13 protein-coding genes are annotated in these 18414 nt (G+C 65.9%); 6 read left to right on the top strand and 7 right to left on the bottom strand.

What is annotated here, in order from left to right; genetic code table 11:
* Nucleotides 1-80: 80 nt before the first annotated feature.
* The gene (locus tag F6X61_RS13230) at nt 81-1169 is read left to right on the top strand and encodes a diguanylate cyclase (protein WP_153786994.1); all 1089 of its coding nucleotides are present in this window, start codon (nt 81-83) and stop codon (nt 1167-1169) included.
* A gap of 97 nt (nt 1170-1266) precedes the next feature.
* On the opposite strand, the gene F6X61_RS13225 is transcribed toward F6X61_RS13230, so the two are convergent.
* Both F6X61_RS13225 and F6X61_RS13220 read right to left on the bottom strand, forming a co-directional pair.
* Nucleotides 1267-2565: an ATP-binding protein gene (locus F6X61_RS13225; RefSeq protein WP_153786993.1), complete on the bottom strand. Its 1299-nt coding sequence runs from the start codon at nt 2563-2565 to the stop codon at nt 1267-1269.
* Nucleotides 2566-2571: 6 nt separating this feature from the next.
* On the bottom strand, nt 2572-3273 hold the full coding sequence (locus F6X61_RS13220; RefSeq protein WP_110994497.1) for a response regulator transcription factor: 702 nt from the start codon (nt 3271-3273) through the stop codon (nt 2572-2574).
* Between the two features lie 158 nt (nt 3274-3431).
* Between F6X61_RS13220 and F6X61_RS13215 the strand changes: the two genes are divergently transcribed.
* From F6X61_RS13215 to mobA, 3 genes are all read left to right on the top strand, one after another.
* Entirely contained in the window at nt 3432-4607 is a 1176-nt protein-coding gene (locus F6X61_RS13215) for an efflux RND transporter periplasmic adaptor subunit (protein ID WP_153786992.1), read from the top strand.
* A gap of 11 nt (nt 4608-4618) precedes the next feature.
* Complete coding sequence (locus F6X61_RS13210) at nt 4619-7741, top strand: efflux RND transporter permease subunit (protein WP_153786991.1); 3123 nt, start codon at nt 4619-4621, stop codon at nt 7739-7741.
* Nucleotides 7742-7803: 62 nt separating this feature from the next.
* The gene (gene mobA / locus F6X61_RS13205; protein WP_153786990.1) at nt 7804-8379 is read left to right on the top strand and encodes a molybdenum cofactor guanylyltransferase MobA; all 576 of its coding nucleotides are present in this window, start codon (nt 7804-7806) and stop codon (nt 8377-8379) included.
* Nucleotides 8380-8506: 127 nt separating this feature from the next.
* Here mobA and F6X61_RS13200 read toward each other — a convergent pair whose 3' ends face one another.
* The 5 genes from F6X61_RS13200 to peaA all read right to left on the bottom strand — a co-directional run bounded on the left by F6X61_RS13200 (nt 8507) and on the right by peaA (nt 14802).
* Entirely contained in the window at nt 8507-10180 is a 1674-nt protein-coding gene (locus F6X61_RS13200; protein ID WP_153786989.1) for a fatty acid CoA ligase family protein, read from the bottom strand.
* Between the two features lie 106 nt (nt 10181-10286).
* Nucleotides 10287-11408 carry a quinohemoprotein amine dehydrogenase subunit beta gene (peaD, locus tag F6X61_RS13195; RefSeq protein WP_110994492.1) on the bottom strand — a complete coding sequence of 374 codons (1122 nt, stop codon included), beginning with the start codon at nt 11406-11408 and terminating at the stop codon, nt 10287-10289.
* Between the two features lie 19 nt (nt 11409-11427).
* On the bottom strand, nt 11428-11751 hold the full coding sequence (qhpC, locus tag F6X61_RS13190) for a quinohemoprotein amine dehydrogenase subunit gamma (protein WP_046855356.1): 324 nt from the start codon (nt 11749-11751) through the stop codon (nt 11428-11430).
* Nucleotide 11752: 1 nt separating this feature from the next.
* Nucleotides 11753-13183, bottom strand: a complete 1431-nt coding sequence (peaB, locus tag F6X61_RS13185; protein ID WP_153786988.1) for a quinohemoprotein amine dehydrogenase maturation protein — start codon at nt 13181-13183, stop codon at nt 11753-11755.
* Between the two features lie 53 nt (nt 13184-13236).
* Nucleotides 13237-14802, bottom strand: coding sequence for a quinohemoprotein amine dehydrogenase subunit alpha (peaA, locus tag F6X61_RS13180; RefSeq protein ID WP_153786987.1), 1566 nt, complete (start codon nt 14800-14802; stop codon nt 13237-13239).
* Nucleotides 14803-15319: 517 nt separating this feature from the next.
* Between peaA and F6X61_RS13175 the strand changes: the two genes are divergently transcribed.
* Nucleotides 15320-16813 (top strand): aldehyde dehydrogenase, encoded by a 1494-nt coding sequence (locus F6X61_RS13175; protein ID WP_153786986.1) that lies wholly within the window; start codon nt 15320-15322, stop codon nt 16811-16813.
* Between the two features lie 153 nt (nt 16814-16966).
* Nucleotides 16967-18280 (top strand): hypothetical protein, encoded by a 1314-nt coding sequence (locus F6X61_RS13170; RefSeq protein WP_153786985.1) that lies wholly within the window; start codon nt 16967-16969, stop codon nt 18278-18280.
* Nucleotides 18281-18414: the final 134 nt, after the last annotated feature.

The raw sequence follows: 18414 nt of genomic DNA, 5'->3' as shown, positions 1-18414 counted from the left end.
CTTCACGGGGCTCCGTGGGAGCGGGCTTGCCCCGCGATAGGCCCGAGACAACAAAACATCAGCTGCAGGCAACCCTGAACATGTACAAAACCCTCGAAGCCCACATCCGCCAGCAGGTCGCCCCGGCCGCCCTGCGCGCCGAGTTCCGCCAGCACGAATTCGAGGCCATGCGCCGCTTCTGCCTGCTGATCTTCTGCGTCGGCATCTGCATCTGGGTGGTGTTCGACCTGATCGTCAGCTACCTGGGCGACCAGGGCCTGACCTGGCGCTCGGCGATTTTCCTGGCCGTGCTCGGCTGCCTCACGGTGGTGCTGGGCTTTACCCGCCGCAGCCAGCACTTCGATGTGCTCAACCTGCTGTTCATGGCGGTGATCACCCTCGGGCTGCGCCTGGTCATCGAAGGCGTACCCATCACCGTGCGCCCGGTGTGGCTGGTGCTGACCGTCTCGACCGTGCTGTACACCGTGTCGGTGCTGCCGGTACGGCGCTGGTCGTTCTTCTGCGCCATGGCCATCGCCTGGGTGGTGCTCAACCCCTTCCACCACACCCGGGTCGAGCCCTTCGCGCTCGAAGGCGCCCTGCTGCTCAGCTATGCGGTGTTCCTCAGCGGTCTGGTGATCTACAGCTACCTGCGCCTGCGCCAGGCCAAGCTGCACAACTTCTACCTGACCAAGGTGCTGCTGGAGCAGGCCTACATCGATGCCCTGACCGAAATCCCCAACCGCCGCTCGTTCATGGCCAAGGCCGAGCGCCAGTTGCAACTGGCCGCACCGGGGCAATACCTGGCGATGATCGATATCGACAACTTCAAGCAGGTCAACGACCGCTTCGGCCATGACATCGGTGACGAGGTACTCAAACGCGTGGCCGCGCATATTCGGGCCGCCATGACGGGTTACGAGATTGCCCGGCTGGGTGGCGAGGAGTTCGCCATTTTTTTCCAGGGGCTGGACGAGCAAGGCGCCGAGCAGCAGGTCGGCGCGTTGTGCCGGCGGGTGCGTGAGGATGTCGGCGAGCACGCGGTGACCATCAGCATCGGCCTGGCGCGGGTAGACCGTGGCGACACCTTGAACCTGGCGCTGATCCGCGCGGACCAGGCGTTGTATGCGGCCAAGCACAGCGGCAAGGATCGGTTCGTGTTGTGGACACGACAGTTGGTGGCAACCTGAACTGCCATCGCGGGGCAAGCCCGCTCCCACCTGACCGCGCCGAACTCAAGACCTGCACTCTGCCTGTGGGAGCGGGCTTGCCCCGCGATGAGCAGCATCACCCCGCTGGCAGGCGAATCCTGAACTGCGCCCCACCCAACGCCGACTGCGCCACGGTCAAGGTCCCGCCCTGCCCCTCGATGGCTCGCCGACTGATCGCCAGCCCCAGGCCGAACCCGCCGGTATTGCGATCCCGGCTACGGTCCAGGCGGTAGAACGGCTGGAAGATCCGCTCGCGCTCCTCCACCGGGATACCGATGCCGTCGTCTTCCACCGTCAGCAGGCAGGCGCCGTCGTCTTCCAGGCGCAGGCGCAGCAGCAGGCTCTCGTCGCAATAGCGCATGGCATTGCGCACCAGGTTCTGCACCGCGCGGGCGGTCAGCCTTGGGTCGAGCACGAAGCGCGGCAAGTCGCCCTCGCTGCGTACTTCCCACTGGATACCCCGGCCATCGAGTTCTTCGGCAAAACTGCCGAGCACGCTGTCGACCAGCTCGAGCAGCGATACCTCGACCCGCTCGCGGGCCTGGTTGGCATTCTCCAGGCGGCTGTACGACAGCAGCTCCAGCACCAGCTCATCCAGCTCGCGAACATGACCTACCAGCTCCAGCAGGCGCTTGCGGCAGGCAGGTGGCACTTCGTCGAACAGCAGCACCAGGCCGAAGTCCAGCCGGGTCAGCGGCGTGCGCAGCTCATGGGACACGGCATTGAGCAGCTCGCGCTGCTGGTTGACGTGGCGTTCCAGGTCGCCGGCCATGGTGTCGAACACCCCGGCCAGCTCGCCGATGTTCGAACGCGGCGGGATGTGTGTGCGCTCGGCCAGATCGCCCTGCCCCAGGCGCCTCGCGGTTTCCTTGAGCCGCTCCAGGTCGCGCCAGTGCGGCCACACCCACAGCAGCAGGCACCCCAGCATGGCGGCCCCGATCAGCACGGTGACTCCCCACGACAGCACGTTGATATCGAACGGGTCGGGCGGTGAATGCAGGCGCACCAGCCACTGTTTGTCCAGCGGAGCCAGTATCGTTTCGTAATAGCCCCAGTCGGCGATCCGCACAGCGTGCTGACCGTGCTCCAGGCGGGCCCGCTCTTCCTGGTCGAGGTCGGCCTTGTCCATGGCCAGCAGCTGCACCTCAAGCGGCGCGAAGGCTTCGGCCAGTTCCTTCTCAACCGCGGGCCACTGCTCCCGCGGCGCCTGCTGGAACTGGCGCACGATCAACGACTGCACGCCCTTGGTCTGGTCCAGGTTGTAGGCCATGAAGCGCCCGTGGAAGGCGCCGACGATGGCATCGGGGATCAACAGCAAGGCGCCGGCATAGGCGACGATGATCACCAGGTACAGGCGCACCAGGATCTTCAGCATGGCGTATCAGTACTCCCACTCGACGCGGCTGAACAGGTAGCCCTTGCCCCACACGGTCTTGATCTTGCGCGCTTCGCCTGCGCTGTCGTCGAACTTGCGGCGCAGCTTGGAGATGGCCACGTCCACCGAACGGTCGGTGCCGTTGAACTCGATGCCGCGCAGCTGCTGCAGGATGCGGTCGCGGCTGAGCACCTCGCCGGCGTTGCGCGCCAGCACCACCAGCAGGTTGTACTCACCGCTGGACAGCTCCACCTCTTCGCCGCGCCAGCTCACCGTGCGCTCGGCCAGGTCGATATGCAGGCCACCGATGAGGATCTGCTCGCTGTCCAGGCGTGGCTCGTGGATGCTGCTGCGGCGCAGCAGGGTGCGCACCCGGGCCAGCAGCACACGGGGCTCGCAGGGTTTGGTCACGTAGTCGTCGGCGCCCATCTCCAGGCCCAGCACCTGGTCGTGGCTGTCGTCGCGGGCGGTCAGCATGAGGATCGGCAGGCTCTGCGACTCCTGGCGCAGCAGGCGGCACACCTGCAGGCCGTCGAGGCCCGGCAGCATCAGGTCGAGGATCACCAGGTCCGGCTTGAGCTGGCGGAACGCATCCAGCACATGGTCGCCACGGGCGATCACCCGGACATGGAAGTCGTTGCGTTGCAGGTAGCTGGCGATCAGCTCGGACAGTGCGCTGTCGTCCTCGACCAGGAGAAGGTTCGGCATAAAGGGCTTTGACGAAGGAGTGAAGGGAGGCAGGATATCGAATCCTGCGCCGGGTGCCGCCGCTGCTTCACACTTTTTCACATACCCCCTACAGAGCTTAACAGCGCCCCCGCGAACGCTTGCCTTAGCATAGGCCCGATCAACCCTGGAAGATCCGTATGTCCATTCTGAGCACTCCGCGCCTGCGCCCCTTGGCGCTATTGGCGCTGTTAACCCTCGCGCTTGCCGGCTGCGATGACGCTGCCGAACAGGCCGAACAGGCGCCCGTGTCGCAGGTGCGGGTCGAAACCCTGCAGTTGCAGGCGCTGGCCATCAGCAGCGAACTCAGCGGACGCATCCTCGCCCCGCGCACCGCCGAGGTCCGCGCCCGGGTCGCCGGGGTGGTGCTCAAGCGGGTGTACCGCGAAGGCAGCGACGTCAAGCAGGGCGATGTCTTGTTCCTGATCGACCCGGCGCCGTTCAAGGCCGACCTGGACAGCGCCCGCGCCACCCTGGCCAAGGCCGAGGCCACGGTTTACCAGGCCCGCCTGCAAGAGCAGCGCTATCGCCAGCTGGTCGACGACAAGGCGGTCAGCCGCCAGGAGTACGACAATGCCCGCGCCAGCTTCCTGCAGGCCGACGCCGCGGTGGCCGAGGCCAAGGCCGCCCTCGAGCGCGCCCGCTTGAACCTCGGCTATGCCACCGTCACCGCGCCGATCTCCGGGCGCATCGGCCGGGCACTGGTGACCGAAGGTGCGCTGGTCGGCCAGAACGAGACCACGCCACTGGCGACCATCCAGCAGTTGAACCCGATCCACGCCGACGTCACCCAGTCGACCCGCGAGCTCAACGCCCTGCGCCGCGCGCTGCGGGCCGGCGAGCTGCAACAGGTCGGCCAGGGCCAGGTCAAGGCCACCTTGATCCAGGACGATGGCAGTGCCTACCCGCTGCCCGGCAAGCTGCTGTTCTCCGACCTCAGCGTCGACCCGAGCACCAACCAGATCACCCTGCGCAGCGAGTTCCCCAACCCCGACCTCGACCTGTTGCCCGGCAGCTACGTGCGCGTGCGCCTGGACCAGGCCGTGCAACCCCAGGGCATCAGCGTGCCGCAACGGGCGATCCTGCGCGACAGCGCCGGCGTACCCAAGGTGCTGGTGGTCGACCAGCAGGACCGTATCAGCGAGCGCCAGGTGCAACTGGGCAGCGCCCAGGGCGACCGCTGGATCGTCAACGACGGCCTCAAGCCGGGCGAACGCGTCGTGGTCGAGGGCCTGCAGCACGTCAAGGCCGGTGACCAGGTGCAGGTCGACGAACAACCGGACGCACTCCCCATCGTCCAGCACAACGGCCAGTGAGGGCCTGATCCATGCCGCAGTTCTTCATTGACCGCCCGGTCTTCGCCTGGGTGGTCGCGCTGTTCATCCTGCTGCTCGGCGGCCTGGCCCTGCCGCAGTTGCCGGTGGCCCAGTACCCCGACGTGGCGCCGCCGCAGGTGGAAATCTACGCCGTGTACCCGGGCGCCTCGGCGGCGACCATGGACGAAAGCGTGGTCAGCATCATCGAGCAGGAGCTCAATGGCGCCGACAACCTGTTGTATTTCGCCTCGCAAAGCAGCCTGGGCAGCGCCACCATCACTGCCAGTTTCCAGCCCGGTACCAACCCGGACCTGGCCCAGGTGGACGTACAGAACCGCCTCAAGGTGATCGAGTCGCGCCTGCCGCGCCCGGTCACCCAGCAGGGCCTGCAGGTGGAAAAGGTGTCCACCGGCTTCCTGCTGCTGGCCACCCTCACCTCCGAGGACGGCAGCCTCGACGAGATCGCCCTGTCGGATATCCTCGCGCGCAACGTGATGAACGAGATTCGCCGGGTCAAGGGCGTGGGCAAGGCGCAACTGTATGGCTCGGAACGGGCCATGCGGATCTGGATCGACCCGGCCAAGCTGGTCGGCTTCAGCCTCACGCCCAACGATGTGGCCGAGGCCATTGCCGCGCAGAACGCCCAGGTGGCGCCGGGCAGTATCGGCGACCTGCCCACCCGGCCGACCCAGGAAATCACCGCCAACGTGCTGGTCAAGGGCCAGCTGAGCACGCCCGAAGAGTTCGCCGCCATTGTGCTGCGGGCCAACCGCGATGGCTCGGCGGTGACCGTCGGCGATGTCGCCCGGGTCGAGATCGGCGCCCAGGAATACCAGTACGGCACCCGCCTCAACGGCAAGGCCACCAGCGCCTTCAGCGTCAAGCTGGCGCCAGGCGCCAACGCCATGGAAACCGCCACCCTGGTCAAGCACAAGCTCGATGAGCTGTCGCGCTACTTCCCGGCCGGGGTGAAATACGACATCCCCTACGACACCTCGCCGTTCGTCAAAGTGTCGATCAAGCAAGTGATCAACACCCTGGTCGAGGCCATGGTGCTGGTGTTCGCGGTGATGTTCCTGTTCCTGCAGAACTTCCGTTACACCCTGATCCCGACGCTGGTGGTGCCGGTGGCACTGATGGGCACCTTCGCGGTGATGAACGCCCTGGGCTTCTCGGTCAACGTGCTGACCCTGTTCGGCATGGTGCTGGCCATCGGCATCCTGGTGGACGACGCCATCGTGGTGGTGGAAAACGTCGAGCGGATCATGGCCGAGGAAGGCCTGCCGCCCAAAGAGGCCACGCGCAAGGCCATGGGCCAGATCAGCGGCGCCATCGTCGGCATCACCCTGGTGCTGGTGGCGGTGTTCCTGCCGATGGCCTTCATGAAAGGCTCGGTGGGGGTCATCTACCAGCAGTTCTCGGTGTCGATGGCGGTGTCGATCCTGTTCTCGGCGTTCCTCGCCCTGAGCCTCACCCCGGCGCTGTGCGCCACCCTGCTCAAGCCGATCGCCAAGGGCGAGCACCACGAGCGCAAAGGCTTCTTTGGCTGGTTCAACCGCCGTTTCGACGGCATGAGCAACGGCTACCAGCGCTGGGTCACCCACGCCCTGGCGCGCAGCGGCCGCTACCTGCTGGTGTATGCCGCGCTGGTGGGGGTGCTGGTGTATGGCTTCAGCCAGTTGCCCAGTGCGTTCCTGCCCACCGAAGACCAGGGCTACACCATCACCGATATCCAGCTGCCGCCGGGCGCCAGCCAGGCCCGCACCATCGAAGTGGCGCGGCAGATCGAGGCGCACAACGCCGAAGAGCCGGGCGTGGCCAACACCACGCTGATCCTGGGCTTCAGTTTCTCCGGTAGCGGGCAGAACGCGGCGCTGGCCTTCACCACGCTCAAGGACTGGTCCGAGCGCGGCAGCGACGACAGCGCGCAGTCCATCGCCGACCGCGCGACCATGGCTTTCACCCAGCTCAAGGACGCCATCGCCTATTCGGTGCTGCCGCCGCCGGTCGACGGCCTGGGTGAGTCGAGCGGCTTCGAGTTCCGCCTGCAGGACCGGGGCGGCATGGGCTACAGCGAGCTGATGCAGGCCCGCGACCAACTGCTGGAACAAGCGCGCAAGAGCAAGCTGCTGGTCAACGTGCGCGAAGCCTCGCTGGCCGAAAGCCCGCAGGTGGCGCTGGAAGTGGACCGCCGCCAGGCCAATGCGCTGGGTGTATCGTTCGCCGCCATCGGCGAGGTGCTCAACACCGCGGTGGGCTCCAACTACGTCAACGACTTCCCCAACCAGGGCCGCATGCAGCGGGTGGTGGTGCAGGCCGAAGGCGACCAGCGCAGCCAGGTCGAGGACCTGCTCAAGATCCATGTGCGCAACAACAGCGACAAGATGGTGCCCTTGGGCGCCTTCGTCACCGCCCACTGGCAGAGCGGCCCGGTGCAGCTGACCCGCTACAACGGCTACCCGGCGGTGTCGATCTCCGGCGAACCGGCGCCCGGCTACAGCTCGGGCGAAGCCATGGCCGAGATCGAGCGCCTGGTGGCGCAGCTGCCTGCCGGCGCCGGCCTGGAGTGGACCGGCCTGTCGCTGCAGGAGCGGCTGTCCGGCAGCCAGGCACCGCTGCTGATGGCGCTGTCGCTGCTGGTGGTGTTCCTGTGCCTGGCAGCGCTGTACGAAAGCTGGTCGATCCCCACTGCGGTGCTGCTGGTGGTGCCGCTGGGCGTGCTTGGCGCGGTATTGGCTGTGACCCTGCGCGGGTTGCCCAACGACGTGTTCTTCAAGGTCGGCCTGATTACCCTGATCGGCCTGTCGGCGAAGAACGCCATCCTGATCATCGAGTTCGCCAAGGAACTGGTCGACCAGGGCGTCGATGCCACTCAGGCCGCGATCCAGGCCGCGCGCCTGCGCCTGCGGCCGATCGTGATGACCTCGCTTGCGTTCATCCTCGGCGTGGTGCCGTTGGCCATCGCCAGCGGCGCCAGCTCGGCCAGCCAGCAGGCGATCGGTACCGGGGTGATCGGCGGCATGCTCAGCGCCACGTTCGCCGTGGTGTTCGTGCCGGTGTTCTTCGTGGTGGTGATGCGCCTGGCCGGGCGTGACCGGGCCAGGGAAGGCACGCCAGTGGCCAGCGAAAGCTGACTGGACAAGCCCCTGCGTTGAATGAGAGGGTTCCCGGCATTGACTGCCCGGAACCCTTTTTCATGCCCACTGCCCTGCCCCCCTGCTCGATCCTCATCCTCGCCGGCGGCCGCGGCCAGCGCATGGGCGGCCGTGACAAAGGCCTGGTGCCATGGCGCGGCGAGCCGCTGGTGGCCCATGTGCAGCGGGTGGTGCGTGGGTTGTCCGACGATGTGGTGATTTCCTGCAATCGCAACCAGGCGCTGTATCGGCCCTATGCCGACCAACTGGTTGGCGATGCCGAGGTCGACTTCCCTGGGCCGCTGGCTGGGGTGATTGCCGGGTTGGCAGTGGCCAGGCATGAATGGGTGGTGCTGCTGGCGTGCGATGCGCCTTTGGTTGATCAAGGGCTGATAGAGGACCTGCTGAAGCTGGCTGGAGAGCACGACAGTGCGGCCATGGTCCGTCAGGGGGGGTATTGGCAGCCGATGTTCAGTGTGCTGCCGCGGCGGGTGCTGGCGGTGCTGGAGCAGGCTTGGGCGGCGGGTGAGCGGAGTTTACAGAAGGCGCTTTTGGTGGGGGCTGTGCAGGGGTTGGAGTGTGCGCAGGATGATCAGCGGCTGAGCAACTTCAACAGCCCGGAATTGCTGCAGGACTGAATCATCGGGGACTGCCAGTGCCGGCCTCTTCGCGGGTAAACCCGCTCCCACAAGGTCGGCGCTGTACCTGTGGGAGCGGCGGTGCGCCGGTGCGATTTACCCGCGAAGAGGCCAAAGAAAGCAATGCTCAACGCCCAGACAGTTCCCCAATACTGATCTCGCGCATCCTGAACTTCTGCACCTTCCCCGTCACCGTCATCGGAAACTCATCAACAAATCGGAAGTGCCTCGGCACCTTGAAATGCGCAATGCGCGCCCTAGCCCATTCGCGCAGTTCGTCCTCGCTGGCACTGTGCCCTGGATGGAAACGAACCCAGGCAACGATCTCTTCCCCATACTTGCTGCACGGAACACCGATCACCTGCACATCAGCCACCGCCGGGTGAGTAAAGAAGAACTCCTCCAGCTCCCGCGGATAGATGTTCTCGCCCCCCCTGATGATCATGTCCTTGCTGCGCCCGACGATACGCACATAACCCTGCTCGTCCATCACCGCCAGGTCGCCGGTGTGCATCCAGCCCTCGCCATCAATGCTTTCGGCGCTGGCCTTGGGGTTGTTCCAGTAGCCGAGCATCACGCTGTAGCCACGGGTGCACAGCTCGCCGATCTCGCCGCGCGGCAGTGTGTCGCCCTCACTGTCGACAATCTTGTTCTCCAGCCGTGGCTGGGTGCGGCCGACACTGGTCACCCGGCGCTCGAGATCATCATCGGCGCCGGTCTGCAGCGACACCGGGCTGGTCTCTGTCATGCCGTAGGCAATCTGCACTTCACCCATGTGCATCTCGCCGATCACCCGGCGCATCACCTCGATCGGGCAGGTGGCGCCGGCCATGATCCCGGTGCGCAGGCTGGACAGGTCGAACTCGCCCCGGCGCGGGTGGTCCAGCTCGGCGATGAACATGGTCGGCACGCCGTACAACGCGGTGGCGCGCTCTTCGGCCACGGCCTGCAGGGTCAGCAGTGGGTCGAAGGCGTCGTTGGGGTAGATCAGCGTGCTGCCGTGGGTCATGCAGCCGAGGTTGGCCATGACCATGCCGAAGCAGTGGTACAGCGGCACCGGCACCACCAGGCGGTCGTGCTCGGTGAGGCCGAGGCTTTCGCCGACCATGTAGCCGTTGTTGAGGATGTTGTGGTGGCTGAGGGTGGCGCCCTTGGGGAAACCGGTGGTGCCGGAGGTGTACTGGATGTTGATGGGGTCGTCCGGGCGCAGGCTGGCCTGACGGGCGGCCAGTTGCTCGCCGGTCACCTCCCCGGCCCTGGCCTGCAAGGCCGGCCACGCCAGGAAACCTGCCGGCGGCGCGCTGGCCAGGCTGATCACCCCACGCAGCTCGGGCAAGCGCTCGCTGGCCAAGGCACCGGGGTGGCTATCGCCCAGGCCGGGCACCAGCCCGAGCAGCATCGCGTGGTAATCGGAGGTCTTGAACGCATCGGCGCAGATCACCCACTGGCAGCCGGACTGCCCCAGGGCGTAGTCCAGCTCACTGCTGCGGTAGGCCGGGTTGATGTTGACCAGGATCGCGCCGACCTTGGCGCTGGCGAACTGGGTGATGCACCACTCGGCGCAGTTGGGCGCCCAGATGCCCAGGCGGTCACCGGCCTGCACGCCAAGGGCCATGAGGGCCCGGGCGTGCTGGTCGACCGCTTCGGCCAGTTGCCGCCAGGTGTAGCGCAACTGCTGGTGACGGACGATCAGGGCCTCGCGGTCGGGGAAGCGGGCGACGGTGGCGTCGAAGGCGTCGCCGATGCAGTGGTTGAGCAAGGGTTTGTCGGGGTTGCCTTGGGAATAGCTTGGCTGGGTCATGGGTATCTCTTGTAGTTCTGGTCTACCTGAACCAACGCCATCGCGGGGCAAGCCCGCTCCCACGGAGTAGTTCACCACGTGGGAGCGGGCTTGCCCCGCGATGGGGTTACCTGACGAACACCTGCGGCGTGGTGGTCGACATGTCACCGCCTGGCAGCTTGATGTTCTTCACCTTCTCCAGGGTATTCGGGTCGAACACCGCCAGGTCATTGAAGGTGCCGCCCAGGTACAGCTTGTCGCCCGCCTTGTCGAAGGTCACGCAGTAGTAGGTATGTTCCAGATTCGCGGCCTTGACCAGTTTCTTCTGCTTGATGTCGTAGCGCGCCAGGCGGTTGAGCACGCCGTACATCTGGTTGCCATCCTTCGGCGAGCGCAGGCCGGTGAAATACAACTCGGTCAACTCGGCAAACTCCTCGGTGTGGGCCTTGCCGGTCTTCAGGTCGATGCTCAGGTAGCCGTACAGCGGCTCGGCGGTGGCCGGGTCCTGCTTGGCATCCTTGAACTTGGCGATGGTGTAGAGCATCGAGAACTCATGCCGCGCGCTCTGGTGCGGCCAGAAGTACAGCACGTCGGGTGCGCTGTAGCCGGGGCGGTTCCAGTTGCGCAGCGGCAAGGCGACGGTGTACTTGCCGGTCTTCACGTCCATCTTGTAGATGTCCGGCCCGGCCACATACAGGCTGCCGTCGTCGGCGGCGCGCATCAGGTACACCTGGCGCGGCATCGGGAAGGTGCGCACCGGCTTGGCGTCCAGCCCGTCGCCGGTGCGGAACACCTCCAGGCGCGGCGGCTTGACCACGTAATGGTCGTTCAGGCGCTGGCTGGGGTTGACCGTGGCATAGACTTCCTTGCCGTCGGGGCTGATGGCGAAGGAGTACATGGCCTTGCCCACCTCGCCTGGCACGCTGGACAGGTTGGCGTGGAAGGTGGTCTTGCAGCTGTCCAGGTCGATGCCATAGATGTCGGCAAAGTGGTTGTTGAGCACGTAGGCGGTGCGGTTGTCCGGCGCCATCATCGCCGTGCCAGGGCCAAACGAGTCGGGCATGCGGCAGGTCTTGTACAGGGTGTCGCTGGCCACCTCGACCACATGCAGGTTGTTCGGGTAGTTGGTGGCGATCAGGTATTCGTGGCCGGCCTGCAGGGCTTTGCCTGCGTCGTCGGCCTGGGCCGCCCAGGCGCAGGCCGTGGCGGCGACGGTAAGCGCGAGTTGCGCGCAGAATCCAGGTTTCATGCGGTTTCCCCTTGTCGTTCTATTTGTCTTTCGGGAACACGGTGCCGAGGTTGCGCCAGTCTTCGGCGGAGTTGGTCGCCTGGGCGTTCCAGTCCTGGTAGGTGCTCATCATGTCCGGCACCTGGGCCGGCCACCAGCAAGGGTCGGAACAGCCATACAGGTCGGCCTCCATCGGCTGGCACAGCGAGCTGACGCCACCAAAGGCGTCCACTTCCCAACCCGGGTCGGTGGTGGCGGTGCAGCCAGCCACGGCGCTCATCGCCAGCACTTCTTCGACACGGTCCTCGGCGGCGGCCTGCTCAAGGATGCGCGCCTTGTTGTTCAGCGGTTTGAGGTGCTTCATGTCAGTGCGCCTTCCTGGGGGTGATGTAGCGATCGATGAAGGCCGGGTTGGCGGCCGTGATGCGGCTGTAGACCTCGATGCCGAAGTCGACCCAGTCGCGCATCAGCTCGCAGTAGTGGTAGGTCGGGTGCTGCGGGTCGCCGTAGCGGGCGTAGCTTTCGTGGTAGCAGCCGCCGGAACACAGGTTGCGGATGCGGCAGCTGTCGCAGCCGGTGCCGGTGCGGTCCAGGCGCTGTGACAGGAAGTCGTTGAGCTGCGCCTGCTTCACGCCCTGGTGCACGTTGCCGAAGGTCGGCAGGCTGGAGCCGGTGAAGCGGTGGCACAGGTTCAGCTCGCCCTGGTGGTCGACCGCCAGCATCTTCAGCCCGGCACCGCACGGCAGGGCCTTCTTGTGGCCCTCGTGGATGTCGGTGATCAACTGGTGCAGGTTGGAGAAGCCGATGTTGCGGTGCTCCAACGCTGCCTCCAGGTAGCGCCGGCCAAGGGCCTTCATGTTGTCGAACACCTGCACCAGCTCTTCGCCGGTGAGGTTGAAGTCGGCCATGTCGCCAGAGGTCACCGGGGCGAAGCCCACCTCGGCAAAGCCCATCTCGTTGAACAGGTGGTTCCAGATGCTCTCGACATCGGTGATGCCGCGGGTGAGGGTCACGCGGGCCCCCACTGGCCGGCTGTCATAGCGCGACAGCAGCATGTCGGCCTTGCGCCGCACCACGTCGTAGGTGCCCTGCCCGCCCACGGTGATGCGGTTGCGGTCGTGCACGGTCTTGGGCCCGTCGATGCTGATGGACAGCCCGAAACGGTGGGCGTTGAGCCAGTCGACGATCTCTTCGGTGAGCAGCGTGGCGTTGGTGGTCATGATGAACTCCACCTGTTTGCCGGCCTCGGCGAAACGCCGCTCGCAGTACGCCACCATGTGCTCGATCAACGGCCGGTTGGACAACGGCTCGCCGCCGAAGAACACCACGCTGTAGCGGGTTTCGTCGGGCGACTCCTTGAGCAGCATCTCCACCGATGCCTCGGCGGTGGCGGCGCTCATCTTCTTGCCGGCCGAAGGCTTGTCGAGGTCTTCCTTGTAGCAATAGGTGCAGCTCAGGTTGCAACCGGTGTTGACGTTGAGTACCACGGTGTTGAGCGCCGTGCGCTCGACCTGCTTGAGGGCGATTTCCGGGGTCAGCGGCGAGCCGTCGCTGACCACTTCCAGGGCGATCAGCTCGCGCAGGGTTTCCTGGATGTCCTGCCCGTCGAACTGCTGGCCGAGCTGCTGCATCAGCTCCTCGGCAGAGCAGCCTTGGCGGCGCAGGGTGTCGATGATGCCGCCGGTCACCGCATCGGTGGCGAACAGCGAACTGCTGGGGATATGGAACAGCATGCGGTCGGCGTCCACCTGCACTTCGTGCAGGTTGCGTTCGACCAGGTTCAGTAGTGCGCCCATGGCGACCTCCCGATAATCGATTCGTCAGGTGTTTACGCGCTTCGCCCTTGCCCTCATGGCAGCGGCGGGTTGTTCCAGCGCTGCACGGTGACGATCATGTGGCCCTCGCCGGTCTGCCCGCCGTCCGCCAGGGTGGCGACCACCTTCAGGTTGCCGGCGTTGTTGGTCATCATCTTGCGTTCAGGGTTGGGCCCGGCGCCGCCAGGCACGAACACGCCGTCGGCCTGCATCTGCCCGGCGAACTTGACGTCTTCGTCCTCGACTGCCCGTTCGTTGAACGGCTCGACTTTCCAGGTAGCTGGCAGGTAGCCGATGCGCAGCGGCTGGCCGCTGGCGTCCTTGCCCCAGGCCTCGGCCTCGAAACGGCCCTGGACCTTGGGCACCGAGGCGCCGTTTTCGCCGATGCGGGCGATGGAGAACGCCGGCACCACCTTGACCTCGTCGACCTTGTCGTACACCGCCAACTGCAAGCCCTTGAGCGCGCCCACCGACACCTCGCGCTGGCCGGCGGCGGCATCCTTGGCGGCACGCGCCTTGACCCGGATCAGCGTCGGGGTCGACTCCAGCACCTCGGTCACCTGCACGCCCGCGCCCAGGTCCGGTTTGCCGGACAGGTCGCTGCCCACCAGGGTGATCTCGCTGTCGCTGCCGGCCTTGATGAAGGCTGGTTGCACCGCCAGCAAACGCCCCTGGCCAGCCTTGGCCGCGTTGAAGTCCAGGCCGCGCTCGTCATGCTCGGCCTCGAACATGCGGCCCTTCATCTGCCCGTCGATGGCGGCGAACACCTGGCGCAGGTTGGCCTCGCCGACCTTGACGTTGCCGCGCCACTCGTAGCCGTTGTAGAGGATCGCCGAACCGCTGCCGTTGAACGGCGTGCCGTCGGCATAAGCCCCCTTGACCTCGACCTTGAAGGTGTCGCCCTCGCCTGCGCTGACACTCATCACCCCGCGCACATCGCCCTTGGCGAGCATATGGCCGCTGAACGCCCACTGCCCCACCAGCGCGTCGGCCTTGGGCCGAGCCTTGAGCCATTCGGCCCAGGCCGGGTTGTCGAGGGGGAAGCGCTTGGCCAGGTCCGGCACCATCTGCTTGAGGGCGATGTCCAGCCAGTCGCGGTCGCGGGCCTGGGCCTGGTATTCGAGGGACGGCCACTGGCTGAGGTGAAAGTTGACCAGATGTTCCCATTCCTGGGCCGGGCGCCGCTGCAAGGCAACCCGGGCACCGGAGTGGCAACGCCCGCACATCTGGCTGAGTTGATCGTCGAAGTGCTCGACGGTGTTGAGCCTGCGCTCCATGGCGTAGCGCACGCCGTCGGTTTCGCTGGGTGCCAGGCCCTGCTTGTCGGCCAGGTATTTGACCAGGGTGCGGCGGTCGTCGTCGCTGATCTGCAAACCGTGCATCACCTGCATGCGGGCGATACTCATCAGCCAGCCTTCGGGGGTCTTGCGCTGGTGGCTGATACGGCTGTAGCTGTCGTTGCCCTCGGGGATATGGCACCCCATGCACTTGTTCTGCAACAGGCTCGGGCCCTGCTCGGCCGCCATGGCCTGGGCGGACAGCAGTGCGGTGGCGACCAGCGCCAGTGTGCCCGCCTGCCGCCGGAGTCGAGTCGTCTTCAAGGTCAGACCTCCACGGTGTTGTTCTTATCGTTATTGCACGCTTGGGTACTGCGGTGTGCATGTGACAGTTGCGATACAGGAAGTGTGCCAGTTGCAGCAAAAATGTTTTGGATCAGTGAGTTGCCTGGGTTTTGCGGGTATGGGCCAGTGTTTGGAATTGTAGGTGAACGTCCCATTTCGCGACTGGGTGTTTCACCTTGAGACAACCGCCGGGGCTGGTGATGCTGGGGCTGCTTCGCAGCCCTTTCGCGGCACAAGGCCGCTCCTACAGAGGATCGCGGTCGCCTGTGTAGGAGCGGCCTTGTGCCGCGAAAGGGCCGCACAGCGGCCCCAGCGCCCGTAAACCTGTATCGCATGACGTCTCACCCAATCTCAATATGCAACAGATCACCCCTGATTCCTTTCACCCCCAATCCGGCAAAAACCACCGCCAGCCGGGCCTTGCCCGGCATCCGAGTCCTTTGGCACGCCCATTGCCCCAGCCCTGGTCACAACCATGACAAGAGGCACCGCCCCCATGCATTCCGAACTGCCGATCCTCCCCGCCACCCGCGACTTCCTCGCCCGCAAGCTCAGGATGCGCATCGGCGCCGACTGGCAGGACGCCGCCAGCGGTCGCACCTTGATCTTTCGCAACCCGGCCACCGGCGAAGTCCTTGGCGAGGTGCCCGCAGCCGACCCGGAGGATGTAGACCGCGCGGTGCGCGCCGCGCGCCAGGCCTTCGACGATTCAGCCTGGAGCCGCACCCGCCCGCGTGAACGGCAGAACCTGCTGTGGCGCCTGGCCGAGCTGATGCAGCGCGATGCCCAGCAACTGGCCGAACTGGAATGCCTGAACAACGGCAAGAGCGCCGCCGTGGCCCAGGTGATGGACGTGCAACTGGCCATCGACTTCCTGCGCTACATGGCCGGCTGGGCCACCAAGGTCGAGGGCAGCACGGTCGAGCCTTCGCTGCCGCTGATGCCCAACGACCAGTTCCATGGCTTCGTGCGTCGCGAAGCCGTTGGCGTGGTCGGCGCCATCGTCGCCTGGAACTTCCCGCTGCTGCTGGCCTGCTGGAAGCTCGGCCCGGCCCTGGCCACCGGTTGCACCATGGTGTTGAAGCCCGCCGACGAAACCCCGCTGACCGTGCTCAAGCTCGCCGAGCTGGTGGACGAAGCCGGCTACCCGGCCGGGGTCTTCAACGTGGTCACCGGCACTGGCCTGAACGCCGGCGCCGCGCTGAGCCGCCACCCGGGCGTGGACAAGTTGACCTTCACCGGCTCCACCGAGGTTGGCAAGCTGATCGGCAAGGCGGCCATGGACAACATGACCCGCGTCACCCTGGAGCTGGGCGGCAAGTCGCCGACCATCGTGCTGCCCGACGCCAACCTGCAGGAGGCCGCCGCCGGTGCTGCCACGGCGATCTTCTTCAACCAGGGCCAGGTGTGCTGCGCGGGTTCGCGGCTGTACGTGCACCGCAAGCATTTCGACAACGTGGTGGCCGACATCGCCGGCATCGCCAATGGCATGAAGCTCGGCAACGGCCTGGACCCGTCGGTGCAGATGGGCCCGTTGATCTCGGCCAAGCAGCAGGACCGGGTCACCGGCTACATCGAGCTGGGGCGTGAACTGGGCGCCACCATCGCCTGCGGCGGCGAAGGCTTCGGCCCGGGCTACTTCGTCAAACCGACGGTGATCGTCGACGTCGACCAGCGCCACCGCCTGGTGCAGGAGGAAATCTTCGGCCCGGTGCTGGTGGCCATGCCGTTCGATGACCTCGATGAGGTGGTGCGCATGGCCAACGACAACCCCTACGGGCTGGGGGCAAGCATCTGGTCCAACGACCTGGCCGCAGTGCACCGGATGATCCCGCGGATCAAGTCCGGCTCGGTCTGGGTCAACTGCCACAGCGCCCTGGACCCGGCGCTGCCGTTCGGCGGCTACAAGCTCTCGGGCGTCGGCCGCGAGATGGGCGCGGCGGCGATCGAGCATTACACCGAGCTCAAGTCGGTGCTGATCAAGCTCTGATCTTTTACCTGTACCGGCCTCTTCGCGGGTAAACCCGCTCCCACAAGGACCCCACGGTTTTCATATCTGTGGTGATCCTGTGGGAGCGGGTTCACCCGCGAAAGGGCCGGCACATGCCACCTCATAAACAACAACAAAAACATGGAGCACACCATGAGGCACACACTCGCCTGCACATTGGCCCTGCTGTTCTGCGCACCCGCCAGCCAAGCCTACGAGTTGTACAACCACAACGGCACCACCCTCGACGCCAACCTCGAAGCCCTGTTCGGCATCTTCCACAGCGACGAGAGCTTCAACCAGTTCGGCAACCGTCAGCCCGGCAGCAGCAACTGGCGCGAGGGCTACGTCAAGTACGGCCTCAGCGCCAGCCAGGCCATCGCCGACAGCGGCGCGCTCTACGGCGCGTTCAGCCTGCTCAGCTCCGCCACCTGGGGCGATGGCGACGCCGCCGGTTTCACCCTGGGCGACGAACGCCGCACCGCCGTCGAAGACCTGTACCTGGGCTGGCGCTCCGGCACCCTGTTCCCGGCGCTGGGCGAAGACGGTATCGATATTTCCGGTGGCCGCCAGCTGGTCACCCTGGGCGATGGTTTCCTGATCCAGGGCGACCCGGTCAACGCCGGCAACGTCGACCTGGGCGCCAACTTCGACCGGGGCGGCGCCTACTACCTGGCCGCGCGCAAGGCCTTCGACCGCACCGCCGTGCTGCGCCTGGGCGGCAAGCAGGGGTGGCGCGGCGACCTGATGTGGCTCAAGTCCGACAACCACTTCCAGGCCGACAGCGCCATGGCCGTGGCCAACCTTGAGCATGTGGCCGACGCCGGCACCGTCGGCCTGAGCTGGATCCACGGCCTGGACGTGGACCGGCGCTTCGCCGAGATCCTCGGCCTCGAGCACCGCGATGGCATGGACACGGTAAGCCTGCGCGGGCGCGGCAACCTGGGGGTGAAGGACCTGGAGCTGGCGGCAGAATATGTCACCCAGGACCGCACCGGCGGGCGTGAGGATGCGTGGTACCTGGAAGGCAACTGGACCTTCTCCGGCCTGCCCTGGTCACCCACCGCCACCTACCGCTACAGCCGCTTTTCAGAACGCTTCGACCCGCTGTTCTATGGCCTGAGCCGCGGTTACGGCACCTGGTTCCAGGGTGAAGTGGCGGCCAACTATGCCGGGCCGTTCAACAGCAACAGTCAGGTGCACCATGTGGCACTCAAGGCCACGCCCCGTGAGGGGCTGACCGTGGGCGCGCTGTATTTCGACTTTGATCCGCTGAGCACCGACAGGGGCAATCTCGGTGGGCGCGAGTTGGACCTGTATCTGGAATGGATGGTCAATGAGCACTGGCTGATCAGCCCATTGGTGGGGTTCTACAAACCCGAGCGCAATGCCGACAACGGCGGGGTGCAACTGGGTAGCCGGGATACCGGGACCTATCTGCAGCTGGTGGTCGGGACGTTCTTCTGACGAGACTTCGGCGTTGCCTATGCCCTCGCCATCGCCGGCAAGCCGGCTCCCACAATGTGGACTGCCCCCAAGAAGTTGGACACCAATCCAACCCTTGGGGGATTTATGGGCAAGTACACCGAGCGCTTCAAGCT

The sequence above is a fragment of the Pseudomonas sp. EMN2 genome, assembly GCF_009650555.1.
Classification (GTDB): Bacteria; Pseudomonadota; Gammaproteobacteria; order Pseudomonadales; family Pseudomonadaceae; genus Aquipseudomonas; species Aquipseudomonas sichuanensis.
The sequence above is the reverse complement of the archived record's forward strand: the minus strand, read 5'-3'. Positions and strand labels throughout refer to the sequence as shown.

Coding starts and splice junctions, on each gene's coding strand:
- F6X61_RS13230 (WP_153786994.1), top strand. CDS start 81: ATGTACAAAACCCTCGAAGCCCACATCCGCCAGCAGGTCGCCCCGGCC.
- F6X61_RS13225 (WP_153786993.1), bottom strand. CDS start 2,565: ATGCTGAAGATCCTGGTGCGCCTGTACCTGGTGATCATCGTCGCCTAT.
- F6X61_RS13220 (WP_110994497.1), bottom strand. CDS start 3,273: ATGCCGAACCTTCTCCTGGTCGAGGACGACAGCGCACTGTCCGAGCTG.
- F6X61_RS13215 (WP_153786992.1), top strand. CDS start 3,432: ATGTCCATTCTGAGCACTCCGCGCCTGCGCCCCTTGGCGCTATTGGCG.
- F6X61_RS13210 (WP_153786991.1), top strand. CDS start 4,619: ATGCCGCAGTTCTTCATTGACCGCCCGGTCTTCGCCTGGGTGGTCGCG.
- mobA (WP_153786990.1), top strand. CDS start 7,804: ATGCCCACTGCCCTGCCCCCCTGCTCGATCCTCATCCTCGCCGGCGGC.
- F6X61_RS13200 (WP_153786989.1), bottom strand. CDS start 10,180: ATGACCCAGCCAAGCTATTCCCAAGGCAACCCCGACAAACCCTTGCTC.
- peaD (WP_110994492.1), bottom strand. CDS start 11,408: ATGAAACCTGGATTCTGCGCGCAACTCGCGCTTACCGTCGCCGCCACG.
- qhpC (WP_046855356.1), bottom strand. CDS start 11,751: ATGAAGCACCTCAAACCGCTGAACAACAAGGCGCGCATCCTTGAGCAG.
- peaB (WP_153786988.1), bottom strand. CDS start 13,183: ATGGGCGCACTACTGAACCTGGTCGAACGCAACCTGCACGAAGTGCAG.
- F6X61_RS13175 (WP_153786986.1), top strand. CDS start 15,320: ATGCATTCCGAACTGCCGATCCTCCCCGCCACCCGCGACTTCCTCGCC.
- F6X61_RS13170 (WP_153786985.1), top strand. CDS start 16,967: ATGAGGCACACACTCGCCTGCACATTGGCCCTGCTGTTCTGCGCACCC.